This window comes from Streptosporangium sp. NPDC002607, from assembly GCF_053592655.1.
Genome location: NZ_JBSFWD010000035.1, coordinates 13,950 through 28,696, shown reverse-complemented (window position 1 = coordinate 28,696; position 14,747 = coordinate 13,950). Strand labels below are relative to the sequence as shown.

The 14,747-nt window shown below is 72.1% G+C and carries 10 protein-coding genes; 7 read left to right on the top strand and 3 right to left on the bottom strand.

Translation table 11 applies throughout. The annotated features are described in order from the left end of the window. Window positions 1-226: 226 nt before the first annotated feature. Window positions 227-3,676: a DUF4153 domain-containing protein gene (locus ACWD3H_RS32070; RefSeq protein WP_451957647.1), complete on the bottom strand. Its 3,450-nt coding sequence runs from the start codon at window positions 3,674-3,676 to the stop codon at window positions 227-229. Between the two features lie 263 nt (window positions 3,677-3,939). Then, entirely contained in the window at window positions 3,940-4,629 is a 690-nt protein-coding gene (locus ACWD3H_RS32065; protein ID WP_326636357.1) for a response regulator transcription factor, read from the bottom strand. A 352-nt stretch (window positions 4,630-4,981) separates the two neighbouring features. Here ACWD3H_RS32065 and ACWD3H_RS32060 point away from each other — a divergent pair, with 352 nt between their 5' ends. Then, window positions 4,982-5,350 carry an ArsR/SmtB family transcription factor gene (locus ACWD3H_RS32060; protein WP_451957646.1) on the top strand — a complete coding sequence of 123 codons (369 nt, stop codon included), beginning with the start codon at window positions 4,982-4,984 and terminating at the stop codon, window positions 5,348-5,350. After that, window positions 5,347-5,991 carry an SRPBCC family protein gene (locus tag ACWD3H_RS32055; RefSeq protein WP_451957645.1) on the top strand — a complete coding sequence of 215 codons (645 nt, stop codon included), beginning with the start codon at window positions 5,347-5,349 and terminating at the stop codon, window positions 5,989-5,991. The genes ACWD3H_RS32060 and ACWD3H_RS32055 overlap by 4 nt, the downstream gene beginning before the upstream one ends. Window positions 5,992-6,070: 79 nt before the next feature. Here ACWD3H_RS32055 and ACWD3H_RS32050 read toward each other — a convergent pair whose 3' ends face one another. Then, entirely contained in the window at window positions 6,071-7,012 is a 942-nt protein-coding gene (locus ACWD3H_RS32050; protein ID WP_451957644.1) for a GNAT family N-acetyltransferase, read from the bottom strand. A gap of 326 nt (window positions 7,013-7,338) precedes the next feature. On the opposite strand from ACWD3H_RS32050, the gene ACWD3H_RS32045 reads away from it, so the two are divergent. The 5 genes from ACWD3H_RS32045 to ACWD3H_RS32025 all read left to right on the top strand — a co-directional run bounded on the left by ACWD3H_RS32045 (window position 7,339) and on the right by ACWD3H_RS32025 (window position 14,742). Beyond that, window positions 7,339-8,187 carry an arylamine N-acetyltransferase family protein gene (locus ACWD3H_RS32045; RefSeq protein ID WP_355552697.1) on the top strand — a complete coding sequence of 283 codons (849 nt, stop codon included), beginning with the start codon at window positions 7,339-7,341 and terminating at the stop codon, window positions 8,185-8,187. Window positions 8,188-8,448: 261 nt separating this feature from the next. Further along, a complete protein-coding gene (locus tag ACWD3H_RS32040) occupies window positions 8,449-10,071 on the top strand; it encodes a protein kinase domain-containing protein (RefSeq protein ID WP_451957643.1) in 1,623 nt (540 codons plus the stop codon). Beyond that, window positions 10,068-11,801: a hypothetical protein gene (locus tag ACWD3H_RS32035; protein WP_451957642.1), complete on the top strand. Its 1,734-nt coding sequence runs from the start codon at window positions 10,068-10,070 to the stop codon at window positions 11,799-11,801. Before ACWD3H_RS32040 ends, ACWD3H_RS32035 begins: the two co-directional genes overlap by 4 nt. Further along, window positions 11,794-13,347 (top strand): serine/threonine-protein kinase, encoded by a 1,554-nt coding sequence (locus ACWD3H_RS32030; RefSeq protein ID WP_451957641.1) that lies wholly within the window; start codon window positions 11,794-11,796, stop codon window positions 13,345-13,347. Before ACWD3H_RS32035 ends, ACWD3H_RS32030 begins: the two co-directional genes overlap by 8 nt. 27 nt (window positions 13,348-13,374) lie before the next feature. Beyond that, on the top strand, window positions 13,375-14,742 hold the full coding sequence (locus ACWD3H_RS32025; protein ID WP_451957640.1) for a hypothetical protein: 1,368 nt from the start codon (window positions 13,375-13,377) through the stop codon (window positions 14,740-14,742). Window positions 14,743-14,747: the final 5 nt, after the last annotated feature.

The window sequence follows — 14,747 nt, the reverse complement described above, 5'->3', positions numbered from 1 at the left end:
AGCGGGCTCTAGGCGGAAATTGAGCCTGTGGTGCTAGCCGTTCACGTCGCCCCTGTGAGTGGTGATGACGTTCGCCGTCCAGCCTGTCGGGGGCGTCTTGTCGATGGCTTGGGGCCTGCTGGTGGCGGGGGGACCGGCCGGTAACCCAGGATCAGTTCGGTCGAGCACCCGTGCGGTGCGGGCCGCCGGCGGACGAGTCGTCCGGCCCGGCGGCTCCCGAAGTCGCTCAGTCCTGGTTGGGGATCTCCAGGCGGGAGAGGGTCTGCGAGCACGAGGCGTTCCTGATCGCCGGTCGCCGGGCCAGGAGTTCCCTCGCCTCGCGCCGGGCCAGGTTCCAGCCGTTCCAGGGGTCGGGTCCGGCGAGGTCGTTGGCCGCGATCACGTCCAGCAGGACGCAGCTGCGGGACGGCTCGGGCAGCCGGTCCAGTACGGGTACGGCCTCGGCGCCGAGGGCGCCCAGGTATTCGAGGTCGATCCGGTCCACACCCCGTACCGCGATCTGGGTCTCCGCGACCCGCAGGTCGGGGTTCCACACCGCGAACGCCAGCAGCGAGGCGCTCGTCATCAGCACGAGGGTCCTGGGCAGCCAGCGCGCGTGCCCACGCCTGGTGAGCCGGGCCGCGCCCGCCGCGAGGACCAGGGCGAAGACCTCGCCCAGCCACCAGACCGTCGCCGCCACCGAGGCCCGCAGCCGGGAGAGCCCGTAGGCCTCGGCGTACAGGTCCAGGCGGTGCAGCGCGGAGAAGAGGATCACCAGGGTCAGCACGCAGAGCAGGCCGAGCAGCCCGGCCATCAGCCACCGGTCGAAGCCCTTGAGATCCAGCGTTCCCGAGGCGACCGCGACGATCGCCAGCACGAACACGCTGACGACGACGAGCTGGAAGAATCCCGAACGCGCGTACTCGGCGTAGGTCAGCCCAGTGGCGGAGACCACCCACCGGGTGGTGCCGAACAGCACGGTGAGCTGCATCCCCACGAACGTGGCGAACAGCAGGTTGAGCGCCGTCAGCGGGGTCACCCAGATACCGCGGCCGACCGTGACCTTCAGGTCGGGGGCCTTCGGCTCGGCCACCGGCCGCAGGCCGACCAGCACGGCAGAGGCCACCACGACCGCGAAGACCACGAAGAGCAGGATCCGCAGCGGCAGCGACTCGGCCCAGGCCTGCGCGCTGAACACCTGCTGGACGGCCTCGGCGAAGACCGCGTCCGCCGAGGCGAACAGCGCCCCGAACACCGCCAGCAGCACGACGGTCAGTCCGCCCCCGAACAGCAGGGGGACCACCCTCCTGCGGTCCGCGAGACCCTTCAGCCTCGCACCGAGGAACCACGGCACCGGCAGCAGGCCGAGGAGCACCGACGCGCCTCCCCTGAGCACCCCGAGCCAGCCGCGCCCGGCCCCCGACAGAGCGAGCGCGGCCAGCAGGAACCCGGCCAGCAGGACCATCCCGACCAGCCAGTCGGCGTCCCTGAACATCACCGTCGCGACCAGCCCGTAGGCGATCGTCCCCATCCCCGCCGACCACGGGGTGATCCTGCTGCGCACCGCGGGAATCGCCGCCGCCCCCATGGCGACCGACACCAGCACGAGTCCGAGACCGGCCCTGCTGTACGGCACCGCGATCGCGGCGAGCAGCCCGACGGCGGCGGAGACCGGCAGCACCCACCGGGGGGTGTCCGGCAGGTCGGGCCGGGGGAAGACCGGCGGCGCCTCGTACCCGCCGGAGCCTCCGGGTCTTCCCGGTGGCTGAACAGCCGGTCGGTATTCCTCCCGGATCGGCGCGAAACCCCCCGGGGCTCCCGGGGAGCCGCTCCTGGCGCCCACCGGCTGCGCCGCTCCCTCCTTCTCCTGGACCTCCGGTACGGTGACGCGCTGCGCGACGGGTCCCCGCGCGGGAGGCCGATGCGGGAGCGGTTCGCCGGCGGACCAGATCTCGTTGGTGGGCGTGGTCGCGCCGATGACCGTGCCGACGAACACGCCGATCATGAAGAGGACGGCACCGACGAACGCGGCCAGCAGGACGTCGATGCTCGCGAGGCCGATACCCACGATCACCGCGCAGACCAGCCCGGCGACACCCCCGAGGAAGAGACCGCTGAAGGCCCCGAGCCAGTTCCGCACCACGACCTGCTCCCGGCGCACGTCCCCGTCCCGCCTGTCCCGGACGAGGACCGGCTGGGGGGGAAACGGCTGCGCGGGCGAAGAGGACGGAGGAGGTGGCACGGCGGGCGCGTCGGACTCGGGAGTGGAGGCTTCTGGGTCCGTGGGGGCGGACATGGGGACGGACACCACCTGGTGCCCAGGCTCCCCGGCGGTGACCTCCCGTCGAGGAGCACCGGTCACGGTCGGCCCCAAGGCCCCGGCCGGTTCACCGGAACCGGAGTCGATCCCGGCGGCCTCGCGAGGATCCGGCTGCTGAGCATCCCCTGAGATCTCATGAGGTTCCTGTTCCTGAGCGCTCCCGGTGACCTCGTGACGCTCGCCGATCCCCGTTGCTGTGCCGCTCGCGTGCGGGGCGGAAGGCGTCGGGACGGCGGGATCCGCGATCTCACGCACAGAAGTCCTGCCCGATACAGAAGGCGTATGAGCCTTACTCGCAGGGGCCTTGTCCGGGGCGCCGTCGTGCACCGCCGCGGAGTTCACCTCGGAGGAGGAATCGTCCTTGGCAGGCGGAGACGGGGGGTTCATCTCAATCCTTTCCGGAAGGTCGGTCACTATGTGGCAGCCGGGATCGTCTTCGACGTGGATGGAGCCGCCGTGGAGTTCGACGATCTCCTTGGTGATGGCCAGGCCCAGCCCGGCGCCGCCGTCGTCGGCGGCCCGTCCGGCGTCCAGGCGGGAGAAGCGCTCAAACGCCCGCGCCCGGTCCTCGGCCGCGATCCCCGGTCCCTGGTCGCTCACCCGGAGCCGGACGCCCTCTCCCCTGGCCGCCGCCGCCAGCACCACGGTCCCGCCGTCGGGACTGTGCCGCACCGCGTTGTCCAGCAGGTTGGCGAGGACCTGCGCGAGCAGGTCCGGGTCGGCGCGCACGCTCAGTCCTTCCGGGACCTCGCAGCGGGCCGCCACGCCCTCCCTGGCCAGCACGGCCTCCCGGAGGGCCTGCTCGCAGAGCGGGCGCAGCTCGACGTCCTCACGTTCGATCAGCCGGGCACCGGACTCCAGCCGGGACAGGTCGAGCAGCTGCGCGACCAACCGGCCCAGCCGCTCGGTCTGGGCGAGCGCGGTGCCGAGGGTGACGGGATCGGGCTCCGAGACCCCGTCGACCACGTTCTCCAGCACCGCCCGGAGCGCGGTGATCGGCGTGCGGAGCTCGTGGCTGACGTTGGCCACCAGATCCCGCCGCTGCCGGTCGACCTCGCCCAGATCGGCGGCCATCGCGTTGAAGGCTCGGGCGAGCTCGCCGACCTCGTCACGGGAGGTCGCGGTGACCCGCAGACCGTACCGGCCCTTGGCGATGGTCTGCGCGGCGGCGGCCATCTCGCGGAGCGGCTTGGTCATCCCCCGCGCGAGCAGCTGCACCATGATCAGCGCGAACACGGCGGCCACCGCGACGCGCACGTTGCGCGAGTAGCCGGCGTTGAGGCCGACCTCGTTGACGACGAACGCCGCCACCACGGCCAGCAGGATCACCATGCCGAGCTTCACCTTGATCCGGCCAAGGAAGTCGAGAGGTCTCAAGGGTCGGCGCATCCCGGTGTCGGAGGGAAAGGGCATAAAGGGGTTGAGTGCCGGGGAGGGCGATCGGTTCGGACCGGGGGCTCCCCGCCCGGCGCGGACGGAATCCCCGCCGGACGCGAGCGCGTTTCAGGGCCGTATCGGAACCCGCGCCGACGGCGTGATACGTGTTCACCGCTTGTCTGTGCTCCGTTCCGCAGCGGAGGTCGCGAACCTGAGGTCGCCGGGGCGGTCTGAGCCGGCGAGGGGTGCCCCCGGGCGTGCGTTCACTGCCGGACGAGGGCGTAACCGACGCCGTGAACGGTACGGACGACGCCGGGGCCGAGCTTGCGGCGCAGGGCACGGACGTGGCTGTCGACGGTACGGGTCGCCGCGGCCTCGGAGAAGCCCCAGATGTCCGCCAGCAGCCGCTCCCGCTCGAAGACCTGGCCGGGACGCTCGGCGAGGCGGCAGAGCAGGTCGAACTCGGTCCTGGTCAGCTGGGCCTCGTCGCCCCGCACGTAGACCCGGCGCTCGGCGGTGTCTATCTCGACGTCGGCGACGCGGATGACCGTGTCGGCCACGGCCAGCTGGGAGGCCCGCTCGACCCGGCGGAGCAGGGCGTGCACCCGGGCGACCAGCTCGCGCATGCTGAACGGCTTGGCCATGTAGTCGTCGGCCCCGACCCCGAGCCCCACGAGCAGGTCGGTCTCCTCGCCCAGTGCGGTGAGCATGAGCACCGGGACCGGTCTGGCCGCCTGCATCCGCCGGCACACCTCGAGACCGTCGAGGCCGGGCAGCAGCCGGTCGAGCACCACCACGTCGGGCCCCGTCTTCGCGTAGGCGACCAGCGCCGCCTCCCCGTCCCCGACGACCAGCACGTCGAAGCCCTCGGCGGCCAGCCTGTGGCGTACGGCCCGCGCGATCGTCTCGTCGTCCTCGACCACGAGGACACGTCGTTGCTGAGGGGTTGCCATGCTCGGCAGCGTAGACCGGAGCCGTGCAGAAGACCTGCGGTGAATTGTGAAGGTTCTGCGCACTCACCAGTGCCGCGCCGTCTTCGGATGAATCCGGATCGACCGGACCGCGTCCGGCGATCGCGAACCCCGCCTGACCCCACATCGCCGGCGTGGGTGCCAAGACTCATGCGGTCAAGCCCTCGACGTGGTCTCCGTCCATCGCGCGGCTCGCGTGACGGATACCGCCCGCGGTCGGCGTGCGACCTTGGATATCGAAGGATCGGCGGCACCGCAGGCGGGAGGCATCGAGCCCGGCCACCACATATGACAGGATTGACTTATATAAGTAGAAACTGAAATAGTTGGACCCGTGCACGCCTTTGATGTTCTCGGTGATCCGGTCCGGCGCCGGATCCTGGAACTGCTCGCCGACGGCGAGCGGTCCTCCGGCGCGATCACCGCGGTCATCCGGGAGGAGTTCGAGATCTCCCAGTCGGCGGTGTCTCAGCATTTGCGGGTGCTGCGGGACAACGGGTTCGCGACGGTCCGCGCCGAAGGGACCCACCGCCTGTACTCAGTGGACGCCGCCCCCCTGCGGGAGGTCGACATGTGGCTGGAACGCTTCCGCCGGTTCTGGCACCGGCACCTGGACGCGCTGGCCACCGAACTCGTCCGGGGCAGACGCGAACGCCGCTCGACCGGCAGCGGCCCCAACGCCAAGAAAAGGGAGGACCCATGATCGACGTCATCGCCCAGATCAACGCCATCCATCGTGAAGTCGGCAGCCGATCGACCGACAGCGGCGAGAGCATCGGTTTGCTGCTGCGACGCGGCTACGACGCGCCGATCCAGGACGTGTGGGAGGCCTTGACCGACCCTGACCGCATGAAGCGCTGGTTCCTGCCGGTCAGCGGCGAGCTGCGCGTCGGCGGCACCTTCCAGCTGGAGGGCAACGCGGGCGGCCGGATTCTGCACTGCGAGCCACCTCGCCTGCTGCGGGTGACATTCGGCGGCGAGACCAGCGTGGTCGAGTTGCGCCTGTCCCCCGACGGAGAGGGCACCACCCTCGAACTCGAACACACCGTTCCCCTGGAGATGGCCGGCAGCGGCGCGGGCGCGCTCTACGTCGGGCCCGGATGGGACGGCGCCCTCATGGCACTGGACCTGTTCGTCGCCGGCGAGGTCGGCCACGACCCGGTCGCGGCGGCGAACTCGCCGGAGGGCCAGGAGTTCTCCCGGCAGTCGGTCCACGCGTGGACCGCGACGGTCGAGGCCTCGGGCACCGCCGGCTCCGCCGAGATCGCCGCGGCGGTCGACGCCTCGCTGGCACAGTTCGCCCCGGACATCGACTCCGCACCTGATCAGAACAGGAACATCTGATCGAAGGCCGGCCTTCGAGGGGTTGGAGAAGCACCGGGCGGGACCTCCGCGAGATCGAAGGCCCCGCCCGGGCCGGAGGTCAGGCGAGGATCAGGCGGCGGCCGGTGATCCGGTAGCCGATCCGGGCGAACGAGGCGGCCATCGGCTTGTTGCCCACATCGGTGTTGTCGTTCACCTCGGGCTCACCCTCGGCGCTGAAGATGTGCAACGCCTCGATGGCCAGGTCGTCGGCGTAGCCATGGCCGCGGTGGGCCGGGTCCACCCCGAGATAGCCGATCGTGGCGCTCCTGGAGTTGCGGGTGGGCATCACGACGCCGACGAGTTCCCCCGACGCGTCACGGGCGAGCCGCCACCGGCCACGCCCGCCCGGCATGTCCGCGACGTCGGTCACGGTCTGCTCGGCCGTCGCCCGCGCGCCCTGCTCCGCGAGGTGGCGCCGGTCCCAGTCATCGAGACTGCCCTCGGTGACGCGTGCCAGCAGGTCCAGCATCACCTCGTCGTCGTCCACCGGGGCGAAGGTGAGCCGGGCGGGCCTGGGCGGCAGGCCGTACTCGGGAGACCAGCGCAGGTTGAGCCGCTCGACGGACTGCCGCAACCCGGCCCGCTCGGCGGCGGCGATCCGGTCGGAGGCGTCGGCGAGCGCGTCGGGACGCTCACGCCAGTCGGCGGGCAGGAACAGGTGGTAGTCGGGCCGGGTGCCGGACGGCGTGGCGTACCCGGGCGTGACCAGCGCCGCGTACGCGGCCCGCAGCAGGGCGGCGCCCACCTCGACCCGGTCGGGCCCGAACCCGGGGTCGAACCAGTCGAGGCTGAAGGGATGCTCGGAGCCTGGAGGCCCCCAGAATCCGGCCCTGGCGACGACCTCGTCGCCGCGCAGCGCGACCCAGACCCATCCGGACCGGTAGTCGAGCTTGTCGAAGGGCAGGTTGCGGGCGCCCACGCCGGAGGCGGGCAGCGCGCCGTAACGGTGGAACAGGTCGAACTCGTCCGCGTCGAGCGGACGGAAAAGCAGATCGGACAAGGAGAGCTCCAGAAAGCGGGTGCGCTTCCCGGGTCTCAGGCGGCCTGTCGCCCGAGGCGGGAGCGCGTGACCAGGGTGGCGAACATGTGCTCCTCACCTCCTCACGCTCGAAGGGACGGCCAGGCTACCGATGTGCCCGTCCCATCCTCAACCGGATAAACGGGCACCGTCCCGGCGGAGCCGGCGACCGGGTGACCGGCGCCATACGGCCTACCCCCGGCGCCGGCCGTGTCGGTACCCGGGCCGTACGCCGTGCCTGCCCTCACCGGACGCGCCACGCCCCGGCATCGCTAGGTCCGCGACCGTTCCGGCGTTACCGTGACGGAGTGATCGATGTCACCGCGTACCTCCGCAGGATCGGCGTCAGGGTCGACGGACCCCCGAGCGTGGAGTCACTGCACCTGCTGCACCGGGCACACGTGCAGCGAGTGCCGTACGAATGCCTGGAGATCTGGCTGGGCCGACCGACGACCGTCGACCCCGCGGAGTCGGCCGCGCGGATCATCGGAGGCCGGGGCGGCTACTGCTACCACCTCAACGGGGCGTTCTCCCTGCTGCTGGAGGCGCTCGGCTACCGGGTGAGGAGGCACGTGGGCGGGGTGCAGGGCAAGGCCGAGGGGTCGCCGAACATAGACGGCGGTCATCTCGTACTCACCGTCTCCGGCCTGTCCTGCCCGGACAACCCCAAAGGCGAGTGGCTGGTCGACCAGGGCCTCGGCGACGCGATCCACGACCCGCTCCCGCTCGTCGAGGGCACCTACCGGCAGGGCCCCTTCACCTACGGCCTGCGCCCCTCCGAGGTGGAGCCCGGCGGATGGCGGTTCGACCACGACCCGCGCGGCGGCTTCCTCGGCATGGACTTCCGCATCGGACCCGCCGAGATGTCGGAGTTCGCCGCGATGCACGAGTTCCTGTCCACCTCCCCCGAGTCGGGCTTCGTCCGGGTGGCCACGGTCCAGCGGCGCGACGCGAGCGGTGTCGACGCGATGCGGGGCCTGGTCCTCACCCGTGTCGGCGACCGCGAGCACACCCTGACCGCGCAGACCGAACGTGACTACTTCGAGATACTGGCCGACGTCTTCGCCCTCCATCTGTCCGACGTCACCTCTGCCGAACGCGCCAAACTCTGGCAGCGCCTGTGGACCGCCCACGAGAGATGGTCTGATTTCCAATGATTCGAGCGGCGGCTCGGTCGAACCGGGAGACATGACCTCCCCCACCCGTACGAGCGCCTGATCTCAGCTCCAGGCCGTCGGCGGCACGCTCGCTCGATCGAAATGTGCGGGCGCCCGGTCCCGGCTCCATCGCGTTATGAGGATGCCCATGACACCGCGTAAGCGGAAACCAGGGCTCAATGCGGCAGACGGAATCCCTTTTCATTGGTTCATGTGCCGCTAAGTGACTATGTTGCTGTCCGCGATGGGATAGCGAACGGGGTGAGCAGGATCGACACTCAAGTGCTGGCGGACCGCTATCGGCTGCTCAACCCTCTCTCCGAGGGCGGGGCGGGCACGGTCTGGCTGGCCGCCGACGAGATGCTCGGCCGTGACGTGGCGGTGAAGGAGGTGCGGCTCCCGCCCGACCTCGATCCCGCCAGGCGGCAGGAGGTCCTCGCCTCGGCGCTTCGCGAGGCCAACCTCGCCGCCCGGCTCAAGCATCCCTCGATCGTGACCGTCCACGACGTGGTCATCGACCGGGAACGGCCCTGGCTCGTCATGGAGCTGCTGTCGGGCGCGTCCCTGGAGCAGACGGTCCGCGACCGGAGCCCGCTGCCGGTGCACCAGGTGGCCAGGATCGGCGTGGGCATCCTCAGCGCGCTCGGCGCCGCCCACGCCGCCGGGGTGGTCCACCGCGACGTGAAACCGGGCAACGTCTTCCTCACCAGGACCGGCAAGGCGGTCCTCACCGACTTCGGCATCGCCGTCGTCGACGGCGAGGTCACCTCGGGCCGGACCGGCCACCTGATCGGCTCGCCCAACTACATCGCGCCGGAACAGCTGCGCGGCGAGCGCGGCGGCCCCGCCTCCGACCTGTGGTCCCTCGGCGCCACGCTCTACTTCGCCGTCGAGGGGATACCGCCGCACCCGGCGGAGACCCCCATCGCGGCGATCGGCCGGGTGCTCACCGAGCCGCCCAGGCCGCCGGAGCGCGCGGGCGGGCTGGGCCCGCTGCTGATGCTCATGCTCGACCCGGCTCCCGAGGCCCGGCCGTCGTTCGACGCCGTCGCCCGCTCTCTGGCGGAGCTGGCCACCGGCCATACGCCCGCCGGAGCCGCCGGGGTCGGCGGGATTCCAGCCGCCGCACCGCACCTCTCTCCGCCGCCCGCCGACCACGCCATCCCTGCCGTCACCGACCCCGTTCCCGCCCCGGTACGGCCACCCGAGCCGGGCCGGGGGCGTGCGATGCGATGGGCCGCCGCCGAGATGGCCGGGATCGCGGCGGTCATCGGGGTCACCTTCGGGGTGACGTTCCTGCTGACCTCGGACCCGACGTCCGCCGAGAGGGTGGTCAGGCTCAGCGAGAGTCCCGGCGCCTTCAGCACCCCCGTGGACGTGTGCGAGCTCATCCCCGGTACCAGGGCCAGGCAACTGCTGCCCGCGCTGGCGGGCGAGGGCAAGCCCACCAACGACGGGGGCTGCCAGTGGGCGGCCAGGGGCATGGGACTGGAAGTGCGTCTCCCCGGTACCAACAAACAGTGGGGCAGGAGCCCCCGGCAGGCCCACGAGCTGTTCGTGAACCAGCGCCAGGGCGCCATACCGAGCGGGGAGAGCGCCTGGAGCTGGCCGGAGATCCAGGCCGGTGTCCGCTCCGCCCGCTCCACGGCGCCGACGGCCGTGGCCCCCGTCGGGGAGGAGTCGTTCGGCTACGACGTCTACGAGAACCGCATGACAGGCAGGCTGGAGCAGAGCTACGTGATCATCCGCGTGGACAGCCTCGTGCTGGAGGTCGGTTACACCGTGGTGGACGGCAGCAAGGACGGCCCGGCGATCCAGGCGGGCGCCCACACAGCCGCGACGTGGGTCGCGAACGCGTTGAACAACCAGAAAGCGGGCGAATGAACCATCCAGACGTCCCCCTATCGCAGGGCAGGCACGCGGGCGGGCACACCGCTCCCGTGCCGGGGCCGGGGATCGCCGGAGCCGGGGTCCCGCCCATGCTTGAGCAGAGCTCGCTGGAGCAGGTGATCACCCGGTTCGGGCCGATGCCCCCGCAGCGGGCCGCGGTGGTCGGCGTGGCCGTGCTGGACCAGCTCGTGGTGATGCACAGGCAGGGCATGCTGCACGGGGATGTACGGCCGAGCTCGGTGCTGCTCGGCCCGTACGAGCAGATCATCCTCGCCCCGCCTTCCCTGCCGTCCTCGCTCTTCACCTCTCCCGAGGGCGTGACCAGCCCCGCCGCCGACCTGTGGTCGCTCGGCGCGACCCTCTACACCGCCGTCGAGGGCCGCCCGCCGTCGCCGGGCGGCTCCCTGGACAACGCGGGCCCGATCGCGCCCGTGCTGTTCCGGCTGCTCGCGGGCGACCCCACCCAGCGGCCCGACCCGGACACCCTGCGCAAGATCCTGCTCGACGTCTCCCAGCACCGTCCAGAACCTCTCGCCTCACCACCCCCCGGGGGTGCGCCCTCCCAGGTCTCCGGCCCCGCGGGCCCCGCGGTCTCCGTCCCCGCCGCCCCAGGGGCACCGGCGGCCTTCGGGCAGGCGACCCTCCCGGCCGCCGGGGTACCGGCCCCCCAACCGCCGGGCGGCCTCGGAGCACCCTCCACAGGGCAGGAGGGCGGGACCGTTCCGGTCACCGAGGCGGAGGTGACCGCGCCCTTGAGGAAGAACCTGACCGAGCAGATATCCGCCGTCACCGCCGGACTCACCCTCCAGGACGTCCCGGCCCCCCAGCAGGCCGCGCCCCCTTCTCCGAACGCGCCGACCACCTGGCAGGGCCCGCTCCCTCCCCTGGACACACCGGCCGCCTGGCAGGGCCTGCCCCAGGGCCCGCCCCACCCCGGCACGCCCTACCAGCACGGTGCCCCGCCGTCCCCCTCCAACCCCCCGGACGCCCCCACCTCACGCGAGCCGGCCTCCGTCCCCGACGCGGCGAGAGAGACGGCGGACGAGCCCACCGAGCGTTCCACCCGGGCGACGGGGATACTCGTGCCCCGGCCGGTCGTGGCGCTGACCGGGGTGCTGCTCTTCGGCATGGCGGTCAGCATCGGCATCCTGCTCACCTCGGTGCTCGCCAACGCAGACGACGACATCTCCGCCGAACCCTCCGGGGCCAAGGGGCGCTTCGCCGCGGCGCCCCGGGCCTGCGGCCTGCTCGACGACAGGCAGGTGAACCAGCTGGTACCGGGCTTCAACAGCTCGGAGGTCGAACACTCGGCGTGCGACTGGCTCAACCGGCACGACTGGCGCAAGCCCAACGTGGAGAAGTACGACCTGCGGGTCCGGCTGATCGCCCAGAAGCAGAACGGGTCGGAGGTCGCGAGGGCGAAGGAGTACCTGGCCGGCAAGAAGAAGGACATCCTCGACAAGGGCCAGTTCGCCACCCCCAAGCCGCTCCCGCCCAAGGACCTGCGGGGGATCGGCGAGGAGGCGTTCACCTCCAGCGGCTACAACCCCATCACCCTGTACGGCGGCTCCTACAAGACGACGGTGGTCTTCCGGATCAGCAACCTGATCGCCGAGGTCGAGTACGAGCGGGGCGGCGTCAGGGAGGACCCGGACGGCAAGATCGCCGAAGGCGCGTTGCAGGCGGCGCGCTGGCTCACCGAGTCCCTGAAGACCGATGGCTGACCCGGCGGCCGGCCCGCTGCCCGTGCTGGCGGGCCGCTACCGGGCGCTCGCACGGCTCGGCGCGGGCGGGATGGGCGTGGTGTGGCGGGCCCGTGACGAGCTCCTCCACCGCGAGGTGGCGATCAAGGAGGTCACGCTCGCCCCGCACCTGCCTCAGGAGCACCGTGACGAGATGCGGGAGCGCACCATGCGCGAGGCCCGCGCCGCCGCCAGGCTCGGGCACCCGTCCATCGTGGCCGTCCACGACGTCATCGCCCAGGACGGCCGCCCGTGGATCGTGATGGACCTGGTCAGGGGCCGTTCGCTGGACGACGCGATCCGCGCCGACGGGCCGCTGCCGCCGCACCGGGTGGCCGTGATCGGCCTGGCCGTGCTGGACGCGCTGGCACTCGCGCACAGCCGGGGCATCATGCACCGCGACGTCAAACCGGCCAACATCATGCTCGCCCAGGACGGCGGGGTGCTGCTGACCGACTTCGGCATCGCCGCGGTGGAGGGCGACGCCCAGCTCACCTCACCGGACGCGCTGGTCGGCTCCCCCGGCTACATCGCCCCCGAGCGGCTGCGCGGCACCGGCGACGGCCCGTCCGCCGACCTGTGGTCCCTGGGCGCGACCCTGTACGCGGCGGTCGAGGGCCAGGGGCCCTTCCGGCGCGACACACCGGTCGCCACCATCGGTGCGGTACTCACCCAGGAGACCCCTTTTCCTTCCCGGGCCGGGGAGCTGGCTCCCGTACTCCTGGCCATGCTGGCCAAGGATCCCCGGCAGCGCCCGGGAGAGTCGGGGCTGCGCGCCGCGCTGCGGCAGGTCGCCCAGGGACTGCCGGCGGGACCGCTCTCCCCGGCGACCGGACCGCAGGTTCCGCCGCCCCAGGCCGCGGCACCCCAGGCCACGGCTCCGGCACCGGCCAGACCGCGCCGTACCGGCCTGATCGTCGGAGCCTCGCTGGCCGTGGTCGCGGCGGCGGTGGCCGGTACGGTGCTGCTGACCATGGGCGGGCCGGAGACCCCCGAGGCACCGTCGCGGGCGGCGAACGCCGGGCGGTTCGCCACCGCCCCCGACCCGTGCACGCTGCTGACCGGACCCCAGGTCGAGGTCGCGGTGCCGAGCGCGTCGCCGCTGTCCATGAAGGCCACCCAGAACAGTGAGCCCTACTGCAGCTGGGACGATCCCCTGGGCGACAACCGTACCGACCGCAGGTTGCGAATCGCGGTCGGCCACAAGGCCCCCACCCCCGGCAAGAACGGCCCTGACACCGCTCACGCGTTCTTCGTCTCCGAACGCACCTCGGTCGTCGCCGACCAGGGCAACGGCCTCCTGGGTTCCACCGGCCCGCTCAGGAACATCGGCCGGGTCGGGGCGGAGGCGTTCTCCTACGACGTGGTCGCCCTGAACCGGATCCACTCCGTGATCCGGTTCCGGGTGAGCAACCTGCTGGTCGAGGTCAACCTGTCGGAGATGGGAAAGCGTGCCGGAACCGCGCTGCGGCAGGATGCCCTGAAGATCGCGCGCCAGGTCTCCGAGGAGCTGAACAGCCGTGACTGAGAAACGCGCCGCGACAGGAGGGTTCGCGTGACCGATCCCAGTCTCCTGGCCGGGCGCTACCGCCTGCTGGAGCGCCGCGACCGCGCGGGCACGAGCTGGCGCTCGCGCGACGAACTGCTCCGCCGCGACGTCACGATCTCCGAGGTGCCGCTGCCGCCGCCCGGACCGTCCCGCGACCGCCTCCTCGACCAGATCCGCGCGGCCGCGGGCCTGCGGCACCCCGGCGTCACCGCCCTGCACGACGTGATCTCGGGTCCCGACCGGCTGTGGCTGATCATGGAGTCGGTCGAGGGGCGCTCGCTGCTCCAGTCCGTCCGGGCGGACGGCCCGCTCCCCGCCGAGCGGGCGGCCGAGATCGGGCTCCGCGTGCTGGACGCACTGGCCGCCGCCCGCGAGCTGGGCGTCCAGCTGGCCGCCGCTCCCGACAGCGTGCTGCTCGCCCCCGACGGGCGGGTGGTGCTGACCGGCGTCGCCGCCCTCGGGTCCGCCGACGAGCTGCGCGACCTGGGCGCCACCCTGTTCACCGCCGTCGAGGGCCGGGCTCCGCACACCGGTTCCCGTCCGGCTCCGCTGACGGCGGACGGTACGCCGCTGGCCGAGCCCGGCAGCGGCTCGACGGCTTCCGGCCCGCTGGCCCCGCTGGTCGAGGAACTGCTCGCCGCCGGGCCCGGCCACCGGCCCGACGCCACCTCGGTACGGCTGACCCTGGAGCGGGTCGCCCCCCGGCCCGCCCACGGCGGACACGGGGATCCCGGTGTCCGCAGCGGCCCCCGCAGGACGCCTGTCCTCGCCGCCGCTGCCGCCGCCCTCGCCGTGCTCCTCCTGGGCGCCGCCTACTGGTTCTGGCCCCGTGCCACCGAGTCCACTGCGGGGTCCACTGCGGGGTCCACGCCGGTCGCGCTGCCCACCGCCTTCGCGCGCGCGCCCGACCCCTGCGCGCTCATCTCCACCAAGCAGGCGGACGACCTGGCACTGGACACCACTCCCACAAAGAAGGGCAAAGAGTGCGAATGGAAGACCAATGACTCCGGGCAGCCTCCGAACCTGCGGTACACCCTGTGGATCTCCGCCTTCGGCTTCACCTCCGACGAGGCTGCCCGGCGTAACTACGCGAGGTTCCTCAAGGAGACCCGCGAACGGACCAGGACGGATGTGGGAGCTCCCCTCACCCACGTCAAACCGGTGGAGGCACTGGCCGGGATCGGTTCCGAGGCATACCGCAACGAGGTCACCAACCAGCTGACCTACAACAGCTCCGTGGGCTTCCGCGCGGCCAACCTCGTGATCATCGTCCAGTACCAGCGCGGCGTCCCCGAAGACGCCAACGGCACCACCGGCGAGGGAGCACTCAAGACCACCCGGTGGATCCTCGAAAGGCTCAGCCGCGAGAGCTGAGCCCC